General features: G+C 45.0%; 18 protein-coding genes and 1 pseudogene. 9 read left to right on the top strand and 10 right to left on the bottom strand.

Annotated elements, in window-relative coordinates:
• Positions 1-42 precede the first annotated feature (42 nt).
• Positions 43-285 carry a hypothetical protein gene (locus AB4154_RS15015; RefSeq protein ID WP_017065673.1) on the top strand — a complete coding sequence of 81 codons (243 nt, stop codon included), beginning with the start codon at positions 43-45 and terminating at the stop codon, positions 283-285.
• A 206-nt stretch (positions 286-491) separates the two neighbouring features.
• Entirely contained in the window at positions 492-953 is a 462-nt protein-coding gene (locus AB4154_RS15020; protein WP_017060924.1) for a hypothetical protein, read from the top strand.
• 43 nt (positions 954-996) lie between these two features.
• Here AB4154_RS15020 and AB4154_RS15025 read toward each other — a convergent pair whose 3' ends face one another.
• The 4 genes and pseudogenes from AB4154_RS15025 to AB4154_RS15040 form a co-directional block, all read right to left on the bottom strand.
• Entirely contained in the window at positions 997-3,228 is a 2,232-nt protein-coding gene (locus AB4154_RS15025; protein ID WP_372123417.1) for a hypothetical protein, read from the bottom strand.
• Between the two features lie 431 nt (positions 3,229-3,659).
• On the bottom strand, positions 3,660-3,998 hold the full coding sequence (locus tag AB4154_RS15030; protein WP_372123419.1) for a Fis family transcriptional regulator: 339 nt from the start codon (positions 3,996-3,998) through the stop codon (positions 3,660-3,662).
• A gap of 199 nt (positions 3,999-4,197) precedes the next feature.
• The gene (locus AB4154_RS15035; protein ID WP_372123421.1) at positions 4,198-5,172 is read right to left on the bottom strand and encodes a Gfo/Idh/MocA family protein; all 975 of its coding nucleotides are present in this window, start codon (positions 5,170-5,172) and stop codon (positions 4,198-4,200) included.
• A 3-nt stretch (positions 5,173-5,175) separates the two neighbouring features.
• Positions 5,176-5,470, bottom strand: a pseudogene (locus tag AB4154_RS15040) (putative quinol monooxygenase).
• Between the two features lie 106 nt (positions 5,471-5,576).
• On the opposite strand from AB4154_RS15040, the gene AB4154_RS15045 reads away from it, so the two are divergent.
• Complete coding sequence (locus tag AB4154_RS15045) at positions 5,577-6,434, top strand: LysR substrate-binding domain-containing protein (protein ID WP_372123422.1); 858 nt, start codon at positions 5,577-5,579, stop codon at positions 6,432-6,434.
• Positions 6,435-6,462: 28 nt separating this feature from the next.
• Here the strand turns inward: AB4154_RS15045 and AB4154_RS15050 are convergent, their stop codons facing one another.
• The 3 genes from AB4154_RS15050 to AB4154_RS15060 all read right to left on the bottom strand — a co-directional run bounded on the left by AB4154_RS15050 (position 6,463) and on the right by AB4154_RS15060 (position 9,331).
• Complete coding sequence (locus tag AB4154_RS15050; RefSeq protein ID WP_372123424.1) at positions 6,463-7,671, bottom strand: winged helix-turn-helix domain-containing protein; 1,209 nt, start codon at positions 7,669-7,671, stop codon at positions 6,463-6,465.
• A 34-nt stretch (positions 7,672-7,705) separates the two neighbouring features.
• Positions 7,706-8,353, bottom strand: a complete 648-nt coding sequence (locus AB4154_RS15055; protein WP_017060931.1) for a DsbA family oxidoreductase — start codon at positions 8,351-8,353, stop codon at positions 7,706-7,708.
• Positions 8,354-8,533: 180 nt separating this feature from the next.
• Entirely contained in the window at positions 8,534-9,331 is a 798-nt protein-coding gene (locus tag AB4154_RS15060; protein WP_017069716.1) for a Cof-type HAD-IIB family hydrolase, read from the bottom strand.
• Positions 9,332-9,593: 262 nt separating this feature from the next.
• Here AB4154_RS15060 and AB4154_RS15065 point away from each other — a divergent pair, with 262 nt between their 5' ends.
• From AB4154_RS15065 to arsB, 5 genes are all read left to right on the top strand, one after another.
• Positions 9,594-10,757 carry a glycosyltransferase family 2 protein gene (locus AB4154_RS15065; RefSeq protein ID WP_017064013.1) on the top strand — a complete coding sequence of 388 codons (1,164 nt, stop codon included), beginning with the start codon at positions 9,594-9,596 and terminating at the stop codon, positions 10,755-10,757.
• Positions 10,754-11,416, top strand: a complete 663-nt coding sequence (locus AB4154_RS15070) for an START domain-containing protein (RefSeq protein ID WP_065583761.1) — start codon at positions 10,754-10,756, stop codon at positions 11,414-11,416. The genes AB4154_RS15065 and AB4154_RS15070 overlap by 4 nt, the downstream gene beginning before the upstream one ends.
• A 31-nt stretch (positions 11,417-11,447) precedes the next feature.
• A complete protein-coding gene (locus AB4154_RS15075; RefSeq protein WP_029235181.1) occupies positions 11,448-11,855 on the top strand; it encodes a glycine zipper family protein in 408 nt (135 codons plus the stop codon).
• Between the two features lie 192 nt (positions 11,856-12,047).
• The gene (locus AB4154_RS15080; protein WP_017064015.1) at positions 12,048-12,389 is read left to right on the top strand and encodes a helix-turn-helix transcriptional regulator; all 342 of its coding nucleotides are present in this window, start codon (positions 12,048-12,050) and stop codon (positions 12,387-12,389) included.
• Between the two features lie 109 nt (positions 12,390-12,498).
• The gene (gene arsB / locus AB4154_RS15085; protein ID WP_102320692.1) at positions 12,499-13,554 is read left to right on the top strand and encodes an ACR3 family arsenite efflux transporter; all 1,056 of its coding nucleotides are present in this window, start codon (positions 12,499-12,501) and stop codon (positions 13,552-13,554) included.
• Between the two features lie 89 nt (positions 13,555-13,643).
• Here arsB and AB4154_RS15090 read toward each other — a convergent pair whose 3' ends face one another.
• Entirely contained in the window at positions 13,644-14,534 is an 891-nt protein-coding gene (locus AB4154_RS15090) for a LysR family transcriptional regulator (protein ID WP_372123426.1), read from the bottom strand.
• Between the two features lie 130 nt (positions 14,535-14,664).
• On the opposite strand from AB4154_RS15090, the gene AB4154_RS15095 reads away from it, so the two are divergent.
• Positions 14,665-15,096, top strand: coding sequence for a PACE efflux transporter (locus AB4154_RS15095; protein ID WP_017064018.1), 432 nt, complete (start codon positions 14,665-14,667; stop codon positions 15,094-15,096).
• 194 nt (positions 15,097-15,290) lie between these two features.
• Here AB4154_RS15095 and AB4154_RS15100 read toward each other — a convergent pair whose 3' ends face one another.
• Both AB4154_RS15100 and AB4154_RS15105 read right to left on the bottom strand, forming a co-directional pair.
• A complete protein-coding gene (locus tag AB4154_RS15100) occupies positions 15,291-16,163 on the bottom strand; it encodes a universal stress protein (RefSeq protein WP_136973632.1) in 873 nt (290 codons plus the stop codon).
• 16 nt (positions 16,164-16,179) lie between these two features.
• A complete protein-coding gene (locus AB4154_RS15105; RefSeq protein WP_135383584.1) occupies positions 16,180-18,183 on the bottom strand; it encodes a tripartite tricarboxylate transporter permease in 2,004 nt (667 codons plus the stop codon).
• Between the last annotated feature and the right edge of the window lie 147 nt (positions 18,184-18,330).

The following is an 18,330-nucleotide window of genomic DNA, read 5'->3' on the forward strand; positions in this document are numbered from 1 at the left end:
TCCGCGATGAACCTTTTTTTATCATCGAATAAGGATGTTGATATGGTATTACGTGAGTTCAAAAAACATTTCAGTCGTGGCGACCTGAAAGCAGCAATTGGTGTCGTGTCCCCTGGAGCTAATGGTTATTACTTAATGGTCAAAAGTCATAAGTGGGGAGTAAACAGCTTTCTTGAATCCGACAGAAAAATGCAACCCAGAGTATTCAAGACTCAACAAGCTTTGTTGAACGCCGCTAAAGCGATCGGCTTTCCTTACCACTCGATCGATATCCAACATCTCTAACCGCTCATATTCCGATTAAATTAAGATCGGAGAGAGCCGTTATTCCAGCGGAACAAGCAAACCATTCGCCTAGCGAATAAAAGAAAACAGAAAGCATTTATTAATCCACTCGATAAAAATAATTCTTACAATTAAGCGTTTATATTCATTAATAATATTGGCGGCGGGCGGCATAATAGCCGCGAATCCTTCTAACGAGTTTGGTTATGTTCTACAAGCGTCTTTTGGTATTGGCTTTACCGCTTACTTTTGTGTTTCCCATCCATGCTGAAACGTTTGGTGAGCGAATGGCGCGTATCGAACAAGAGAATGTACTGGCGAAAACCATGAGTGAAGAACAAGTTGAGTTGATACAAAAAGTCGTACAGACCAATCACTGCGCTAAAGTGGCGTTAACCCACCACCAACGCATTTTAGGCCAATATAAGGTTGAGACATCTTCTTCTGAGTTATTTGTAAAATGGCGTCAACTCGGTAAGCAGTTAGACGCTCAATACGAGACAGATTACCCCGGCTACCCTAAGCACGCTTTTCAAGAATATCCTGCGGCTTCAAGCAAAGTCGATGGCTACCTTTTTGCTTTAATCGACAATGGTTTAAACGAGCAATCGTGGATCGCCAAAGAGTTTAAGCAGTGTAAAAAGAATAAGCTAATATCCCGAACCTAAGCTCAAGTCTGCTCTGGTTCGAGAGTACTCACTCACATTGGTTCTAATAAAGTAAGAACAGCCCTTCATAACCGCCAATTTCGATTTCACTCACATAGTCACCAACGTTACCGTTGGCATCAACAGGTTTCATTGGAACATCCAGCGCGATGGTGAGTTTTGCCGCGTCATAAAAGCTCGGATTCTTACCGTGGAAATCCGTGCGATACAACACACGACCATTGCTGAACTCTCTCGCTAACACCATGTCCTCAGGGCCACCAGCAACCACCTGATTTTCAGATTGATACATAAAGTACGTGAACGTCGGTAGAACGTGAGTGATACCATTGGGCAGATCAGCATGCACCATTTCGTTCATCGAGGAATCGCCAACGATGGTGTAGTCAGCAGGCTGAGGTGTCGTTGTCGAAAGCATCAAAGGAATCGGCGTAAAGCCTTGTGGGATTTGATGACTCGGCTCTCCCAAATCAACAGCCAATAACGAACTTGGTTGGTAGGCGATGTTTTTAGGGACACCACTTTGCCAGAAAATCTCAGCCGTCGTATTGCCACTTCCATAGACGTAACCATTGTTCCACTGATTAAAGTAGCTATGTTGAGCGTGTCGATTGAGGTGGTAGATCGCTAGGGTCGAGTATTGGTCTTGCTTCCAATTATCTTCACTATTTCCAAGATACTGAACTCGCCCATAACGCGTTGTCGCCTGAAAAATAACACTTTGCCCATTGTAGGCGAGCGCAGAATTATCCCAGAATTTTGAGATCCCCGAGTAACCACTAAACCCAGTAGACGGAAAAATGTAGTGCTCGCGTAAATACAGAGAGCCCGCCTCGCTAAGATGAGACTGTCCATTTCGACCCAGTAAGTTCGCGGTTCCGATATTCAACCCAATCGACGCATCACTTTCTAAAGCAGATAGATTTTTCAGAAACGCTGAAAATTGTTGCTTGTAGAGATCATCCGCTTGATTCGAACCCGCAACAACTCCTAACTCTTGAACATGCCCGCCAGAGTGAACATAGAACTGGTTCGAGCCAATGAGTTTATTTGTGTCGTCGTTGTACGCACCATTCAAACCTTGTCTTGCCCAGCTTTGCTTGTAGTAGCGATGAATAGCAGATAGATAATCCGCGTTTGCGACGTTCGTTAGCGACCAAGATGAGTTAGCGCTCCACATTCGACCAAATGGCACCACTCTTGATTCCCAACGAAAACGTGCTGTCGCGTTCTTATTGGTTCGATTTCGATACTCGCTTGGCGACAAGTAGTTATCACCATCTAGGTCTGCAGACACATCAAAACCACGGATTTTTCGCCATTGGCTGATAGCATTGCCGTCCGGGGTTGAAGTCGGAGCATCGGTTAACTTGACGGTTGGAAAACTGTTTTTGAGTTTTACTTCTTTTAAACGCGGCCTGTCGTCGGCATTCTCACTTTGCCAACGAACTCTCACAACGTATAAGCGCCCACCATCTCTCAAAAAGGTTGAACCAAAATACTGGCCGCCGCCATAACTCGCACCGCTCCCATCATGAGTTGTAGCTCTTAACCAGTTATCCGGAAGGTTCCAGATCACCGATTGGTTTTTGGTCATATTGAGCGTTTTGTCTTTCTTTACATCAAGCCTTTCCCATTGTGAAACCCTACCCTGAGAATCAATAGCAGTTGGGTATTCAATCCAAAATTCACCGCTGCCAGCAAACTGTGAGAACTTAAAGGTCAGCCGTTCGAACTGTTCAGCATGATAGACATACAAAGCCCCACCCTGTTCGAAATTCTCAAACACATCGGCATCCCACGGAGGCTCTTGATACAACCAAAAACCAGCATGGTCTTCACTGGCTGTATAACCCAAGATCATAGGTTTTCGGTTTAAAAGGGTCTTTTCGCCATGAGTTTTATCAACTTCGGCAATGACAGTATCTTCAGAAAAGTGCAGGAAATAGTCTTCGAAATTGAGGCCTTCTAACTCAGCTTGGTTACGGAGATCGTTCTCCAACCAACCCGAGTTCATCGCCATGACTTGGTTGTACATATAACCAATTGTCGTGGCCCGCTCATTGTCGGCTTTGTCGGCATAAGCTCCGAACACAATATCACTGTTGGAAATTTCCCAATCAATGACGGCATTCGTAGATAGTGGGGAGCCCGAAAGATCAACACCCGCTTCATGTTGCCCTGGCAGCACAACTGCTGTACCAACAGCAAAAGCGTAGCCAGCGATTAAACATGACGGTATGAGTGCGAGCAGCCCAGAAATGTAGGTTTTCATGATTCAAATTTCCTAATCGATACTGTCATGCCTTAAATCACAAAACGAAAAGTCAGCCAACTTACGTGTCAATTTAGGAATCAAAATACGAAAAAAGTATCGACTACATGGCTCTATTGTTCAAGTGCTCGTCTGTCTTGTTTCATCGGTGGCAAGTAAAACGAGCAAATGCCGATTCAAAATCAATGCATTAAGGAAAATATAAGTTTTTGTGATTTTAATTTTATTTGGAAACCAAGTATCTCCGGCTAACGAGAAATCAGCTCAGATTTTCTCAAAATGAGAATAATACGGTTTGGAAGATGAGAAGTTATCAGAGCCTAGAACTCAGAATAGGACTTGGATTTGCTGTATCGAATCTCAGTTTGAGCGCCACACTATTGAAACTCAATTTGGATAGGCTGTCTAAACAAGAACGATGACAACGCTCCTTAAAGCCTCTTGTTCCACTTCCCTTGATGGTCGCGATCGCAATTTTCTTGCGTATCGTAGCTAACATGCTTATCGATATTCTTCAGTTGAATTCCAACTTGATTGAACGCTTGTTGAATAGACTCAGAGACACTCTGTTGACCTTCGCCATTTAAGAAATTCGCTCTATCCTGATTGGTATCGAATACACAGACGATTTTCAAACTTTGCGGAAATGAAGAGAAGTTGACCGAGTGAGTCACCCACAAAAAACCATCGAAGCCTTTTAGCGTGTCTTCACAAACGTCAGTTAGCACGTCTCTGATCTGATTTTCGATCTTCTTATCTGATTTACGCATACAGCAAACTTCCTATTTAACATCTTAAAAAATAAGGTTTTTCGATCAATCTAGTCTCAACCGATATTGGACACTGCGACTGTTTCAAATGCAAAGTATTTATTGAGGATAATGGGCGAGAAGGATTAGAGAAACACCTCATGCTTGATAGCTTACGAAGCTACCAAGTATGAGGCGTGTACAGGAATTAGCAAAGAAACTAGCTCGCCGCTTGTTCCCAATCCGTCAGTAACTTCATGATTACGCGAGAGTCTTGATGAGTCGCCATGGGTGCTGCAAGTTGTGTGTCACCTCGCTCAACTGCTTGGCGGATATTGCGCGCTTGATAATGGAAGCCATCGCCTTGCGCTTCGACTTTTACTTCACGTGTCGATGTTTCGTAGATCTCAACCGTGAATGTGTTGTCTTCGGTCGGTAACCATGGGTTGGTGTCGAGAATGATACAGCCTTTACTGCCTAAAATCGTAAAGCCATGCTTTAAACCGTGGTCTTCTGCAGTATGGATTTGCGCTGTGAAGTGGTCGTTGAAGCGCATCATCGCCGATGACTCGCAGATGTTACCATCTTGACCACGTCGGCCAATGGCTGAAATCTGCACGTCATCAAACACACTCTCACCAAACTGGTGTTGCGCGACAGAGTGAATCAGTGACATTGGGTAACAACCTAAGTTGTACAACGCGCCTTTGCTCGCAGGGTTAACGAACTGGTCAATCGCAGCAACGTATGAACCCTGAATTGAGCGCACTTCGCCAATCTCACCTGTCGCTAATTCTTGATGAAGCTTAGCGATAAGCGGGTGATTTAGATACATCAAACCTTCTGCGAAGAACACGCCAGATGCTTTTACCGCTCGCAGAGCTTGCTCGGTTTTTTCCATATCAACCGATAACGATTTTTCACACAGGATCGCTTTGCCTTTTTGAGCCGCTTTAATCACGTATTCGTGGTGAACGTGATTTGGTAGAGCGATGTAGATAATGTCGACTGACTCATCTTCAATCAGAGCTTCATAGCTGTTGAAGGTTCGTGTTGGTTGGTATTGGGCTGCAAACTCGTTAAGTGTTTTTTCAGTACGACCAGCGACAGCATATAGCTCGCTTTGAGCATCGCCTTTAATCGCATCCGCCATTACGCCTGAGATAAAGCTGGTTCCTAGGATTCCCCATTTCATGGCTTAGATCTCCTTCTTATGAGTTTCAAATGCTTGTACTAATTCCGTTATATCACGCTCAATAAACGCTTGAGTATGAGGCATTCCAAAGTGCTGATTGATCGCTTCACGGTTAACGTATTGCTCTAGCAAGATCACTTTGGTCTTGATCATAGGTTGCTATCGCTTGTAGGCAGCCCGGCTCACTCTGCATGTCTAAACAAAACTGTTCGATAGCTTCAACTGCAGCCTCACGTTCAATGTTGGTTTTGATCTTAAGTTCGGCAGTGACAAAGATGATTTCATTCGATTGAGGCATTTCACGCTCTTATTTTAGTTAATTATCAGTTTGCCATTAATATAATTAACCCCTAATAATTGATAAACTTACCTTTTGTTTATTGTTTATCAACCAAGAGTGTTTAATGGATAAGTTAACCAGCATGAAGGTCTTCGTTTACGTAGTGGAACAAGGCAGCTTTCGCAGCGCCGCCAACCACTTCAACCTGTCGGCGACCATGATCAGTAAACATGTCCATCACCTTGAAGCGAGCCTCAACTCTCAACTGATTCATCGTACTACGCGTAAGCAGTCTTTAACCGATTCAGGGCAGCTTTACTATCGAGAATGTAAGCGAATTCTCGAAGATATCAGCAATGCCGAAAACCTCATTCAAACCTTAGAAAATCAACCTCAAGGCACAGTAAAAATTAACTGCCCAGTCACTTATGGGAACAAGGTGATTGCCCCTATTGTGGCTAAGTTCCTCGCACATCACCCAACCATAAACGTCGAGCTGATGTTGAATAATGACCTTGTTGATCCTTATTCATCTGACATTGACCTGATTGTGCGAATTGGTGACCTATCCGATTCAAGCTTGGTCGCAAGGTATTTAGGGGATTATGAGATGTGTTACTGCGCGGCGCCCGCTTACCTAAACCAACATGCTGAAATCAGAGTATTGGAAGACTTGACGCAGCACCCATCGCTTGGATTCAGTTACAGCAGCCAAGCTCCTCACGCCACACCGAATAAAGAACGTGTGCGCTTGATGTCGAATAATGGTGATGTGTTGCGGTATGCCGCCCTGCAGGGTGTGGGCGTGTTGTTGCAACCGACTATCTTAGTCGCAGAAGAGATTGATCGTGGAGCGCTGTTGGAAATCCTACCCGGCATGGCGCCGTTACCAAAGCCGATTCACTTGCTCTACAAAACCAAGCAACTGTCGTTGAAGAACAGAACCTTTGTCGAGTTCTTGTTAGCTGCGTTTGCTGAGTAACTAAGCGCTTTCTAAACAACAAAGACCGCTAGACTGTTTGCCATTGGCTCATCAAGCGCTTGCCAAGATCAGAGGGCGTGGTGTTATGGACGATCATCTCATCACATTGGTTGAACACCATGAAGTGTTTTAGTTCATCGCATAAAGCATGAACCAACAACTCATGGTTTTTAATTCGCTCTTCCACAACCAAGTTACAGATATTGAGCAAACCACTCTTCCTGTCGACCTTGCAATCCATTCGTGCCACCAGCTCACCTTGCCACAGAATCGGTAAGCTAAAATAACCAAACTGACGCTTGGCCTCTGGAACATAGCATTCTAGGAGGTAATCAAAGTTGAACAATGATTGCATTCGCTTTCGTTGAATCAGCAGGTTATCAAACGGAGACAGTATCTTAAGCTTGGTTCTGGAAAGAGGTTGATTCAGCAGTTCAAAAGCACCTGGCAGGACATAGTAATCAGAGCCTTGAATATCTACTTTCAGAACCTGCTTATCTTCAAGCATCTGTTGGAGTGCTCTCTGAATCAAAGGCTTTGTGTTCTTGAGTAGGTAGCTCATTTCCGACGCTATTCCAACTCCGTTAGCCTCTAAATAACGTGTTATCAGATGCTCGATGTACTTTTGTTCTGTCGGCTCAGAGGTATCAATTCCGCTCGGTAAAACTCGCTCGGTTAGGTCATACACCTTATGAAAGTTAACTCGGCTTGGCACCATTAAGTCGCCTTGCATGAACAATGTTTCTAATGCTTGCTTGGCCGGTTTACCGCCCCAACCGCCGGGGTTTGGCCTATCCCCTTCAAAATCTTTCGCCATCAACGGCCCTTCATTCTCAATACGTTTGAGAACATGAGCCATCAGTGCGTCATTCTTTTTATACCAATGCTTGAGCTTACCGCTCGCAAAGCCATTCTTGCGGTGTAGGCTGAATCGGAAGTCACGCATGGGTAAATACGCGGCGGCATGCGACCAATACTCAAATACTTCTCGACGCTCTAACAGCTTATCAACATGGTTCAGTTGGTAATCTTGATTGCGATTCCAAAGCGTGTGGTGGTGAGCTCGCTGAATCACAGAGATGGTATCAATTTGCACATAGCCAAGGTTTTCAATCGCAGACAACGTGTTCGCCAAAGCGCCCCCATTGCGTTGCTTTTTAGGTGGCAACTTCTTAGGCGGCAGCTTTTGCGAAAGCAATACCAGTTTTTGCGCTTGAGCGAGTGACAGTGATTCCATGAAATTCAGACTCTAATTGATAGCAATGATCCGTTTATGATTCAGCAATAAGCTCTTGAAGAATCTGCTTGTAGGTTTCTACCGTCTGCGCGCCCGTTACTGCACTCTTACGGTTGAACACCACAGTAGGAACCGCAGAGATCCCCATGCGTTGCCATTCAAACTCTTGCGCTTCAATTTGCTTCAAGTTGTCGGTGTTCTTTAGACGCTTTAGTGCCTTCGTTGAGTCTAAGCCAACCGCTTCAAGCTCTTGTGCAATGACTTCAAGATCGGACAGGTCTTTTTGCTCTGTGAAGTGAGCAGCAAAGAAGCGTAGCTTTAACTCAGTCTGTTTGCCGTGCGCTAGTGCAAAATCGAGAAGTACATGTAGATGACGTGAATTGACCATTCTCATACTGTCATAGAAATTGAAATCGAAACCAACCGCTTGGCCGCGAGCCGAAAGCTGTTCTCGTGAACGTTGGCTCTCTTCTGCGCTAGAACCGTATTTTCTCATGATATGGGCACGCAGGTTTTCGCCCTCTTGCGGCATGTCAGGGTTAAGCTCAAACGGCTGCCATTCAAGTTCAATCTGGTCTTCTAAACCAAGTTCCGCAACGGCTAGCTCTAAGTTTTTGTAACCGACTACGCACCACGGGCACATTACGTCAGAAATAATATCAAGTTGAAGTTTCTTGCTCATAATCATTCCAAATATCGTTACTAAGGCGTATCCAATTCAAAGTGAATACCCATCTTTCTGGTTAGACTACAACAAGCTGAACACTCGTTCAATTTTAACTCAATACAACAGCAGCCAACAAAAAAGCCAACTCATTTTCACGAGTTGGCTTTGATAAAAATCGAATCTAGCTTAAGAGCGTTACGCTAGCAACTTCTCAAGTACTTGGAACACACCCGCGTCAACGTTACTTGGCGCGCCAAAACGCGCGATCTCTTTTAACTTTGGATGCGCGTTTTCCATCGCGTAAGAGTGGTAGCTCTCTTTAAGCATTTCCAAGTCATTTAGGTAATCACCAAAGCTCATGGTCTGCTCGTAAGTGAAACCTAATGTGTTCTGTAGATGTTTAATCGCCGCACCTTTTGACGCTTCAGCGTTCATCACATCTAACCAAATTTTTGCGCTTACAACCACTTGGTAGTTCTCACCGAATTTGGCATCAATAGTTGGGTTCACTTTCTCTTGTGAACCGTCGAAGTGACAGATAGCCACCTTGATGAAATCGTCTTCTACCGCCAGTAAGTCTTCTACTTGCTCACGGCGATGGTAGTACTTAGAGATCTCCGCCAGAGCACGCTCATCTTTGGTTTCGATGTATGCCGATTTCTTACCGCATAGCACCACATGCGCGCCTTCAATAGCTCGAGCTTCTTTAATGATCTCTTTAATGGCATCGGTATCAAGCAAGCAGCTGTAAAGTTCTTGGCCTTTGTGCATCACTAATGTGCCGTTTTCAGCAATAAACATCATGCGATCTTTAAGCGGGGAAAATGTTTCTAGCAAGCTGTAATACTGGCGGCCAGACGCGGCAGCAAAAATAATATCTTGCGCTTCTAAGCGCTCATAAAGATTGAAAAACTCAGGGTCGAGCTTTCCATGCTCATCGAGTAAGGTGCCATCCATATCAGTCGCGATAAATTTGATATTTTGTTGGGGCATGTCGGGCGTACCTATTATTGGATTATGATCATTCGTTATCTTGAGTAACGGTTCTGGGTTCGATTATATCGCTAGAGTCGCTGGTGAATACAATGCTTATTTTACCGCCTGTCAGTCACTGTTTCACATCTTTCCAAGGCAAACGCTAACAGAAGCGCATTCCAGTTTGAAGGGTTAAGTCCTACATACAAGATGTGCGTTAGGTCACACTCCACTATATTCTTTCCTGTCTCTCCATCACTTTATTCCGACCACAGTCATTATGATTTTAGCTATTATTACGACCTTGCTTTGCATCGTTACCGTCAAGTTTCTAATCACACTTGCGAACTTAGAGCGCCATCGTATTCACATTGAACCTAAAATATCGTTCAAAAGAACTGAGTGGCCGACTGTTTCCGTCATTATTCCTGCGCGAAATGAAGAAGACAATATTGAAATCAGCCTTGGCTCTCTATTGAAGCAGAGCTACCCAAAAGACAAGTTTGAAGTCATTGTTGTTGATGACTTTTCTACTGACTCAACCCGTGCAAAAGTAGAAGCATTGATCAGTAAGTTCGACGTTAACGCGCGCTGTATTTCAGGTAGAACGTTACCGACCGGATGGCTTGGTAAGAGCAATGCATGTATGGCTGGCGCACTCAACGCGAGCGGTGAATATGTGTATTTCATTGATGCAGATACCGATTCAGCACCCGCGATGCTACAGAGCGTTATCGACTTTGCTATCCAACAAAAAACTGATCTCTTATCGTTTAATCCAAAACAAACTTTTGCGTCTGTGGCAGAAAAAGCGACCTTGCCGGGCATCTTTCTATCGATCGCATCTTATATGAACTTTAAAAACTCGAACGACATGACTAAGGAAGAAGCGATTGCTAACGGTCAGGCGATGTTGTTTACCCGAAAATCCTACGACGCAGTCGGTGGACACGCCGCAGTAGCAAACGCGATATCGGAAGACATTGCCTTTGCAAAAGTCATGAAGGTCAATGGATTTAAGATTTTCTGGGCATTTGCAGACAAACTAATGAGTACGCACATGTATTCAGACTTCAACTCAATCTGGGCTGGCTTTTCCAAAAACATGAATCTTATTGTGAATTGTCAATCGCAAGCACAAGCTTTAAAAGTCTTCATCAAAGCCAACATCATCGCATGGGCGGGACCGCTTTTGATGCTGGTATCGGCGAACGCCTTCATCAGTGACATGTCTGCCATTCATGCTTATTCGCTCATTGTCAGCTCTGTGATGCTCTTGGTGTCGATCGTCACCTACTTCATTTTGGTTAAGGAACTGTTTGTTCCCGCAAAATTTGCGTTAACCGTACCCTTCGGTATTTGTGTTCAAAGCCTACTCGTGCTGAACAGTTACCGCTTATCTAAAACCAATAAAATCAGCTGGAAAGGGCGCTCATTAACATGATGAATAAGATTATTACTTTGCTTCTTCTTGCTTGTTCAGTTTCGGTGTTTGCATCAGACACCGATGGCTGGTCACTGGCACGCGATAAAAAAGGCATCGAGGTTTATAACCGTAAAATTGAAGGCAGTCACTTTAAAGAATTTCGAGCAGAAGGCGACATCAACGCGTCCCTCACTTCTATTATCGCACTCTTTATCGATACCTCTGTTGGCACGCAATGGGTAGAAAACATCGATGACATGGAAGAAATAGAGCATTTTAGTGCGGCGCACACGATCACCAAAACCTATACCAAGGCACCTTGGCCAGTTGCCGATCGTGAAGCTATCGTAGAGAACGTCATCACTCAAGATCCAGAGACGATGGTTGTCACCATTGATCAGCATGGTAGGCCTGATTACCTGCCAAACAATAATAAAAAAATCATCAGAGTGGCTGAATTAGAGGCGAGTTGGATCCTGACACCAATCGACGAAAACACCACCCATATCTCTTATCGAGTATTGAGTGATCCAGGTGGCGATATTCCGTATTGGCTCATTAACATGGTGGCCGTTTCTCAGCCTTACAACACGCTTCGCGGGTTATCTAAGATGTTGGATTCTGGTGAGTACACCGATCGGCGCCTTGATTTCATCGAGAACTACACGTCACTTTAACAATGCAATGAATACTCTAGAGGTCTATATTGTGAAATTTCCATTCTCTCCAATCGCAGCGATATTGCTTGTAGCATCAAGTTCAGTATTTGCTAATCAAATCATTGTCGATACTAAAGGTGTTGATGAAACACAGTATCACGCCGATCTGTATGAATGTGAGCAATACGCTCAACAAGTGAAGCCTGAAGAGGTCGATTCTCTTGGCAGCGATATTGTCGGTTCAACCGCTAAGGGTGCAGCGCTGGGTGCGGTTGGTGGAGCCGTCTCTGGCGGGAGTGGTCATGATGGTGCAAAAATTGGTGCTGGCATCGGTATTATCAGCGGCGCTTTAAAGCACGGTGCTCAAAAAAGACAATCCGCCGAGCTATCTGAGCAGCAGAAGTTTCAAGTGAATCGTAACTGTATGATCAACCGAGGCTATACCGTTCTTAACTAGCGGATAACCGAGCAAAATGGCGTTTAATCGATGTTCACGCCATTTTGCGTAGCTGAGTCAAAGCAGAGTTCAACCATAGTCCCTGAATCGCCACCTTAAAGTTCGTTCAAATAGACAGTGAGCATTGACCCCTATTTAAAATAGGCTTATCATTAATCGTCTTTTAACGATTAATGAAAGTGAGACGTCAATATGAACTCAACTTGCTCGACATCTGGTGGCTGTTCTCTGCCCATCGAACACGGTGATGCTAAAGCAGAAAAGCAAATGGCCGCACTGGCGAAAGCACTCGCTCACCCAGCAAGAATACGTATATTGAGTATCCTTTCCACGTTAGAAAAATCGGGCGGCTGCTTGAACAGTGATCTGGTGAGTGAATTGGGTTTAGCTCAATCAACGGTATCAGAGCACTTAAGAATATTGAAAGCCTCAGGTTTTATTACGGCTGAGTCGATTCCGCCGAAGATGTGTTACCGCATCGACCGCGACAATATTCAACGCTTCGAATCGATATTTAACAGCATTTTAAAATAGAAGTTCACGCTTGAATGATCGGCTTTGATAGCCTTTACTTTTAAGCGTGTTTTTTTGCCACAACCAATCGTTTTTCGACGATTTACGATATCAACTAAGAGAGATTATCATGAAACCAAAGTTAGGTTTTCTAGATCGCTACTTAACACTGTGGATTTTTATTGCCATGGGCCTTGGTGTACTACTCGGCACCCTATTCCCACAGATCGAACAGTGGAACGATTCAATGTCTGTTGGCACCACTAACATTCCGCTTGCGGTTGGCCTTATCTTAATGATGTACCCACCTCTGGCTAAGGTTAACTACAACCTGCTAGGCACTGTGGTAAAAGATAAGAAAGCCATTAAGCTCTCTTTGATCATGAACTGGATCGTTGGTCCAATTCTGATGTTTGTATTGGCACTAACTTTCTTGGGAGACCACCCAGGTTACATGGTTGGGGTGATTCTGATTGGTCTTGCTCGTTGTGTGGCGATGGTTCTGGTTTGGAACGACATCGGCGGCGGTAACAAAGAGTACGGCGCGGCATTGGTTGCTCTAAACAGTGCATTCCAAGTGGTGAGCTACAGCTTTATGGCGTGGTTGTTCATCAGCGTTCTTCCACCAGTATTTGGTTACGAAGGCATGTTGGTTGATATCTCGATGATCGACATTGCACACAGTGTACTTATCTACCTAGGTATCCCATTCCTAGCGGGCTTCCTAAGCCGTAAGATCCTTGTGTCGATGAAAGGCGAGCAGTGGTACAACGACGTATTTATTCCACGCATCTCTCCAATCACACTGATTGCACTACTGGCAACCATCGTTCTGATGTTCAGCCTGAAAGGTGAAATGATTGTTGAACTGCCAATGGACGTTCTATTAATTGCGGTTCCACTGACTATCTACTTCACTGCGATGTTCTTCATCAGTTTCTTCATCGGTAAAAAGATGGGCATCGAGTACGACAAGAACGCATCAATTGCATTTACAGCAACAGGTAACAACTTCGAGCTAGCGATTGCCGTGGCTATCTCAGTATTCGGTATCAACTCAGACCAAGCGTTTGCAGGCGTTATCGGTCCATTGATTGAAGTCCCTGTGCTGATTTACCTTGTGAACGTGGCGCTTAAGATGAAAGACAAGTACTACAACGGTCAGACGGTTAAACCTAGCGTATAGCATCTACGTCTACACCTAGAACTAGAACTAACAAAAAGCAGCATCACTTTGAACAGAAAGGCTCACACGTTAAACGGTGAGCCTTTTCTTTATTCAGTTTCGTCTAATAGGCCTTTCAATGCTTGTTCAAGCCAAAGTAATGCAGGACCTTTTGAGCGTGTTTTAGACAGAACAAGATCAACCGGAGGCGACCAAGTTTTATGGTCAAATGACACATTCACCTCTACCAAGCGCTGTTTAATAAGCTCTTCTTCAACAAGGTGTTTCGGTAAGTATGCCCACCCAATATCGCTGCCGAGCACCATCTCTTTGATAACAATAAAGCTGTTTGACCACCATACCTTTCCGGCAATCAGCGGAAACTGATCCATCACCTTACCTTTGTCTCCCCTCAACATTAACTGACGATGCGGCAGTAAATCAGAGAGTTTCGCCACACCTGTTTTTGCGAGCGAATGACTTGGATGACACACAGCAATAAACGGTAAGTGACCGATAAAGCAAGGCTCAGAGCCGACATCAAAAGCCAAGTTGGTAAACATCAATCCAATGTCGGCCCTCTCTTCGATAATCAACGGATTGACCTCTGTCGTGGTACACGCAACCAGTTCAACTTCGGTCGCAGGGAATTGTTGACTGAACTGACTAAGGATCTTAGATAGGTTCGGAACCAGCAATGAATCATCTAATGCAATTTTGATGAGCCCCTCTTCACCGCTACCCATCGCGTTAACCGTTACATTAAGATCTTCAACCTGAAGTACGATCGCTTTCACCTGTTTAAATAACTGCTCGCCCGCTTTGGTTAATGAAGGCTTTCGAGTCGAACGATCAAAAAGCTCAACATTAAAATCTATTTCAAGATTACTGATGCCTTGGCTCACCGCCGACTGCACCTTACCCAAATGACGAGCACTGGCAGAAAATGACCCTAATTCAACGGCATACACAAACATTTTCAGCTGTTCAATGTTGTACATTTGGTTTCTCCCAAAACTTACTATCACTGAATATGATACTAACTATCTTTATATTATCACTTAAGTAGATATTATCTAGCCAAATCATTAGCCCATCGGCGGCTATTTAATCGTAAAGAGAGTTAGAAAAATGTCACATAAAGAACGCATGTTGCACATGGTGCTATTTGAATTGGTTGCTTTGGTTTTGATGGCGGGGCTTGCAACCTATATTACAGGAAACGGCGCAGGCGAAATGGCAGGCTTAGCGCTCGCAATATCATTGATAGCGATGGCGTGGAACTACGTTTACAACTATGGCTACGACAAAATTTACGGAGCAGACCGAAGCAAAAGAACCACGAAAACACGTATCCTGCACGGATTAGGTTTTGAGCTTGGCTTAATGACAGTGACTCTACCTGTCTTGATGTGGGTTCTACAACTCGACTTCCTAACCGTACTGATCATGGACATCGGCCTAGTTATCTTCTTCGTACTTTACGCGATTGCGTTCAACTGGGCGTATGACTCAGTTCGAGATCAATTGGTTGCGAAAGGAAAAGTGGCAGCTCTGGTTTAGAGCTGCATACATTCAAATAAAAAGGGGCTAACTGGTAATCAGTCATCGTAAAAAGGAGAATAAATACGATGACCACATAAGCATAGACGGACGGGTCAAATATCAGTTAGCCCATGAGTTTACTCTAACAATCTAAGCTGTCATGCGCCTGACATGACAGCAATTAAACTTCGATGAAATCTCAGGTCATTCAATCAACTCACCATGAACAGAGGCACGTTGGTTTTACTCAATAATCTTCTGGTAACGCCACCCAGCATCTGTTGATGCATCTTCTTATGAGCAAGAGCGCCAGCCACTATCAAGTCAGCATGAAACTGCTCTGCATGAGCAAGGATCGCTTGAGGCGTTTTTATTCTGCCCTCTTTAAACGAAATACACTCCACTTCGATATTATGTAGCCCCAAATAGCGCTTTAAATCTTGTTGATTAGGCTTTTTGTTGAGTGAACGCTCACTGGTTACCACCACGATGTTTTTTGCTTTTCTAAGCAATGGCATCACTGCTTTCACAGCCCTCGCACCTGGATCATCTCCATTCCAAGCAATCATAATGCATTCCGGGTTAAAGCTTTTTTGCTCACGTGGCATCAGTAAGATGGGGCGACTGCCATGTTCTATCGCCACGTCAAAACTCACGCTACTTTTGCCATTGAGCGGTTTAGGGATAATGATTAAGTCAGACACCTTACCGCGCTCAGAGACTACATCCGCTCGATAACCCGTTAGATTATGCCATTGGGCACTCACGAGTTTATTGGCGTCGTTCATCACTAAGTTATCACTGTCGCACAGTGGCACTTCGAGCTTGTCGCACAAGGTGGTGAACTCAAGCTCAGACTGGTTCATATCTTCTGCAACGTAGTTATTCACCAATTGATCAATACGGCTAAGCCATTTACTTGGTAGCAATTGGCGCTCTTCTGGCATTAACTGTTGCGGGCTAATTTGGGCGTGCAATACATCCAAGTGCGCACCAAAATACCGAGCAACACTCAATGCACCTTCTAACCTTTCAGCGGAGTTTGCCGTAGAAGCAAAAGGCATAATAATAGTTCGAATCGTCATAATTACTTTCCTTCCATTATCCAATCGGCCAAGGCAGATCAACCGCCTCTTGCAACAAGCCAATCGGTAAATCCAAAACCATTAGGTGAGTTAGACCCAGTAAGAACCCTGTCGCAGCAACCGTTACCGATGCGGAACGTATCAAGCTCAACCCTGCTTTACTCATCAAGAACAGGCAGAAGAACGCGCTAATAGAAATCACGTAGCCGACAAAGTAACAACCAAGGATCAGCGCGCCCAACCAGTACAGGTAATGCATCATGCTGATGCTGTTGGTATCAAAGGCGTAACCTTGCTCATACTCGTTATCGAAGTAGACAGCATCGCCTTCTGGCTTGGTCAGCAGTTGGAATAGCACCACCGAAGACAATACCCACATAATACTGGCAATGATGATGGTGAACACGCCACCTAAAAAGCTCTGTTGGTAGCCATCGTAAATGCCGTACATAAACGCGATGTTGACCAAGGCAGCGAAGATAACCTGAGGCTTGCGGTAACTGATTCTTACTGAAGGTTGAGCAGTTTCAATCGAAGCGTCTTGGGCTTCGCTTTGCTTGTTCTTCTTCGCGCTTTGACGCCACATGAAGAACAGAGAGAAGACAGTCAGCGCACCAATAATCATCACACCCGGGCGTAGTAAGAATGCAGCACCATCAAACTGAACCGCTTGGTATAGGTAGGTCTCCATGCCGTTGGCCAGTACAAAACCAATCAAGAACGCAGGTCGAGGCCAGTCGAAACGCTTCATCAGCACACCCAGCGTACCGATACTTAATAGCGTGACTAAGTCGCCAAGGTCGCGTGTTGCTTGGAATGCAGCGAAACAAATCACCATCACCATGAATGGAGCAAGCAAGGTGTAACGAACCGTGGTCAGCCTAGCCACCCAAGGTGAAATCAGCATACAAGCGCCCGCACCAAACACGTTCGCTAATGCCAAAGACCACACGATAGTATAAGTAATATCGAGATCAGTACTGACCATCGCAGGACCTGGTTCTAAACCCACCAACACCATGCCGCCAAGGAATACTGCCATGCTACCCGAACCTGGAATACCGAATAACAGCGTAGGGACTAAGCCACCACCCTCTTTCGCATTGTTCGACGATTCAGGTGCGATAACACCACGCACATCACCTTTACCGAATTCAGGATCTTTCTTAGTCGTTTGCACCGCATGACCATAAGCGATCCAGTCCACTACACTGCCACCAAGGCCGGGAAGTGCACCAACAATACAGCCGATTACACTACAACGCACTGCGAGCCATTTGTTTTCCAAGAAGTCACGAACGCCCGCAGACCAACCCTTGCCAAGTTTACTAGCATTGGCGATTGGCTTATTTTGACGAAGCAGATCGATAATCTCAGGAAGCGCAAAAATACCTAAGCCAACGACTACCAGAGGAATGCCATCCATTAGGTAGAAGTTGTCAAAGGTCATTCGATATTCGCCAGTTGCAGGGGCACTACCGACACTGCCAAGCAATACACCCATACCACACGCCGACAAACCTTTTACCAAGCTCTTACCTGCCAACGCACCGACCATGCTCAAACCTAATAAGGTCAGCATGAACAACTCACCAGAACCAAAAGCGAGGATCACTGGTCGAGCGATCAACACAAACCCTGTTAGTATCACCGCACCGAACAAACCACCGAAAAGCGATGAAGTAAACGCGGCAGAAAGCGCACGAGCCGCCTCGCCTTTCTTCGCCATTGGGAAGCCATCAAGCACGGTTGCTTGCGAGCCACTTGAGCCCGGGATCCCCATTAATACGGAAGTGAATGTATCGGAAGTGGGAATAACCGCAACCAAGCCGATAAGCATCGCCAAGGCTGAAATTGGGTCCATGCCATACAAGAACGGCAGCAGTAATGATAAGCCTGCAATACCGCCAAGCCCCGGAAAGATACCAATCGCGAGACCCAGCAATACACCACCTAACATAAAGGTGATGTGCTGAACGCTTAATATGGTTTCCAGTGCAGCAAAGAGTTCGTTAAACATCGTTGAATCCTTTCTATCATGAGACTCACTTTCGCTTTCGTGACCACTGCTTTCCTTAGCCCTTGATGCACAAAGCCCTACGGAGTTACCCGTACAGCGGCGATACAATGGGAGTGAAGCACTCACTGAGTTAACGATTTAATCGAA

The organism is Vibrio sp. 10N.286.51.B11, assembly GCF_041469245.1.
Classification (GTDB): domain Bacteria; phylum Pseudomonadota; class Gammaproteobacteria; order Enterobacterales; family Vibrionaceae; genus Vibrio; species Vibrio crassostreae_C.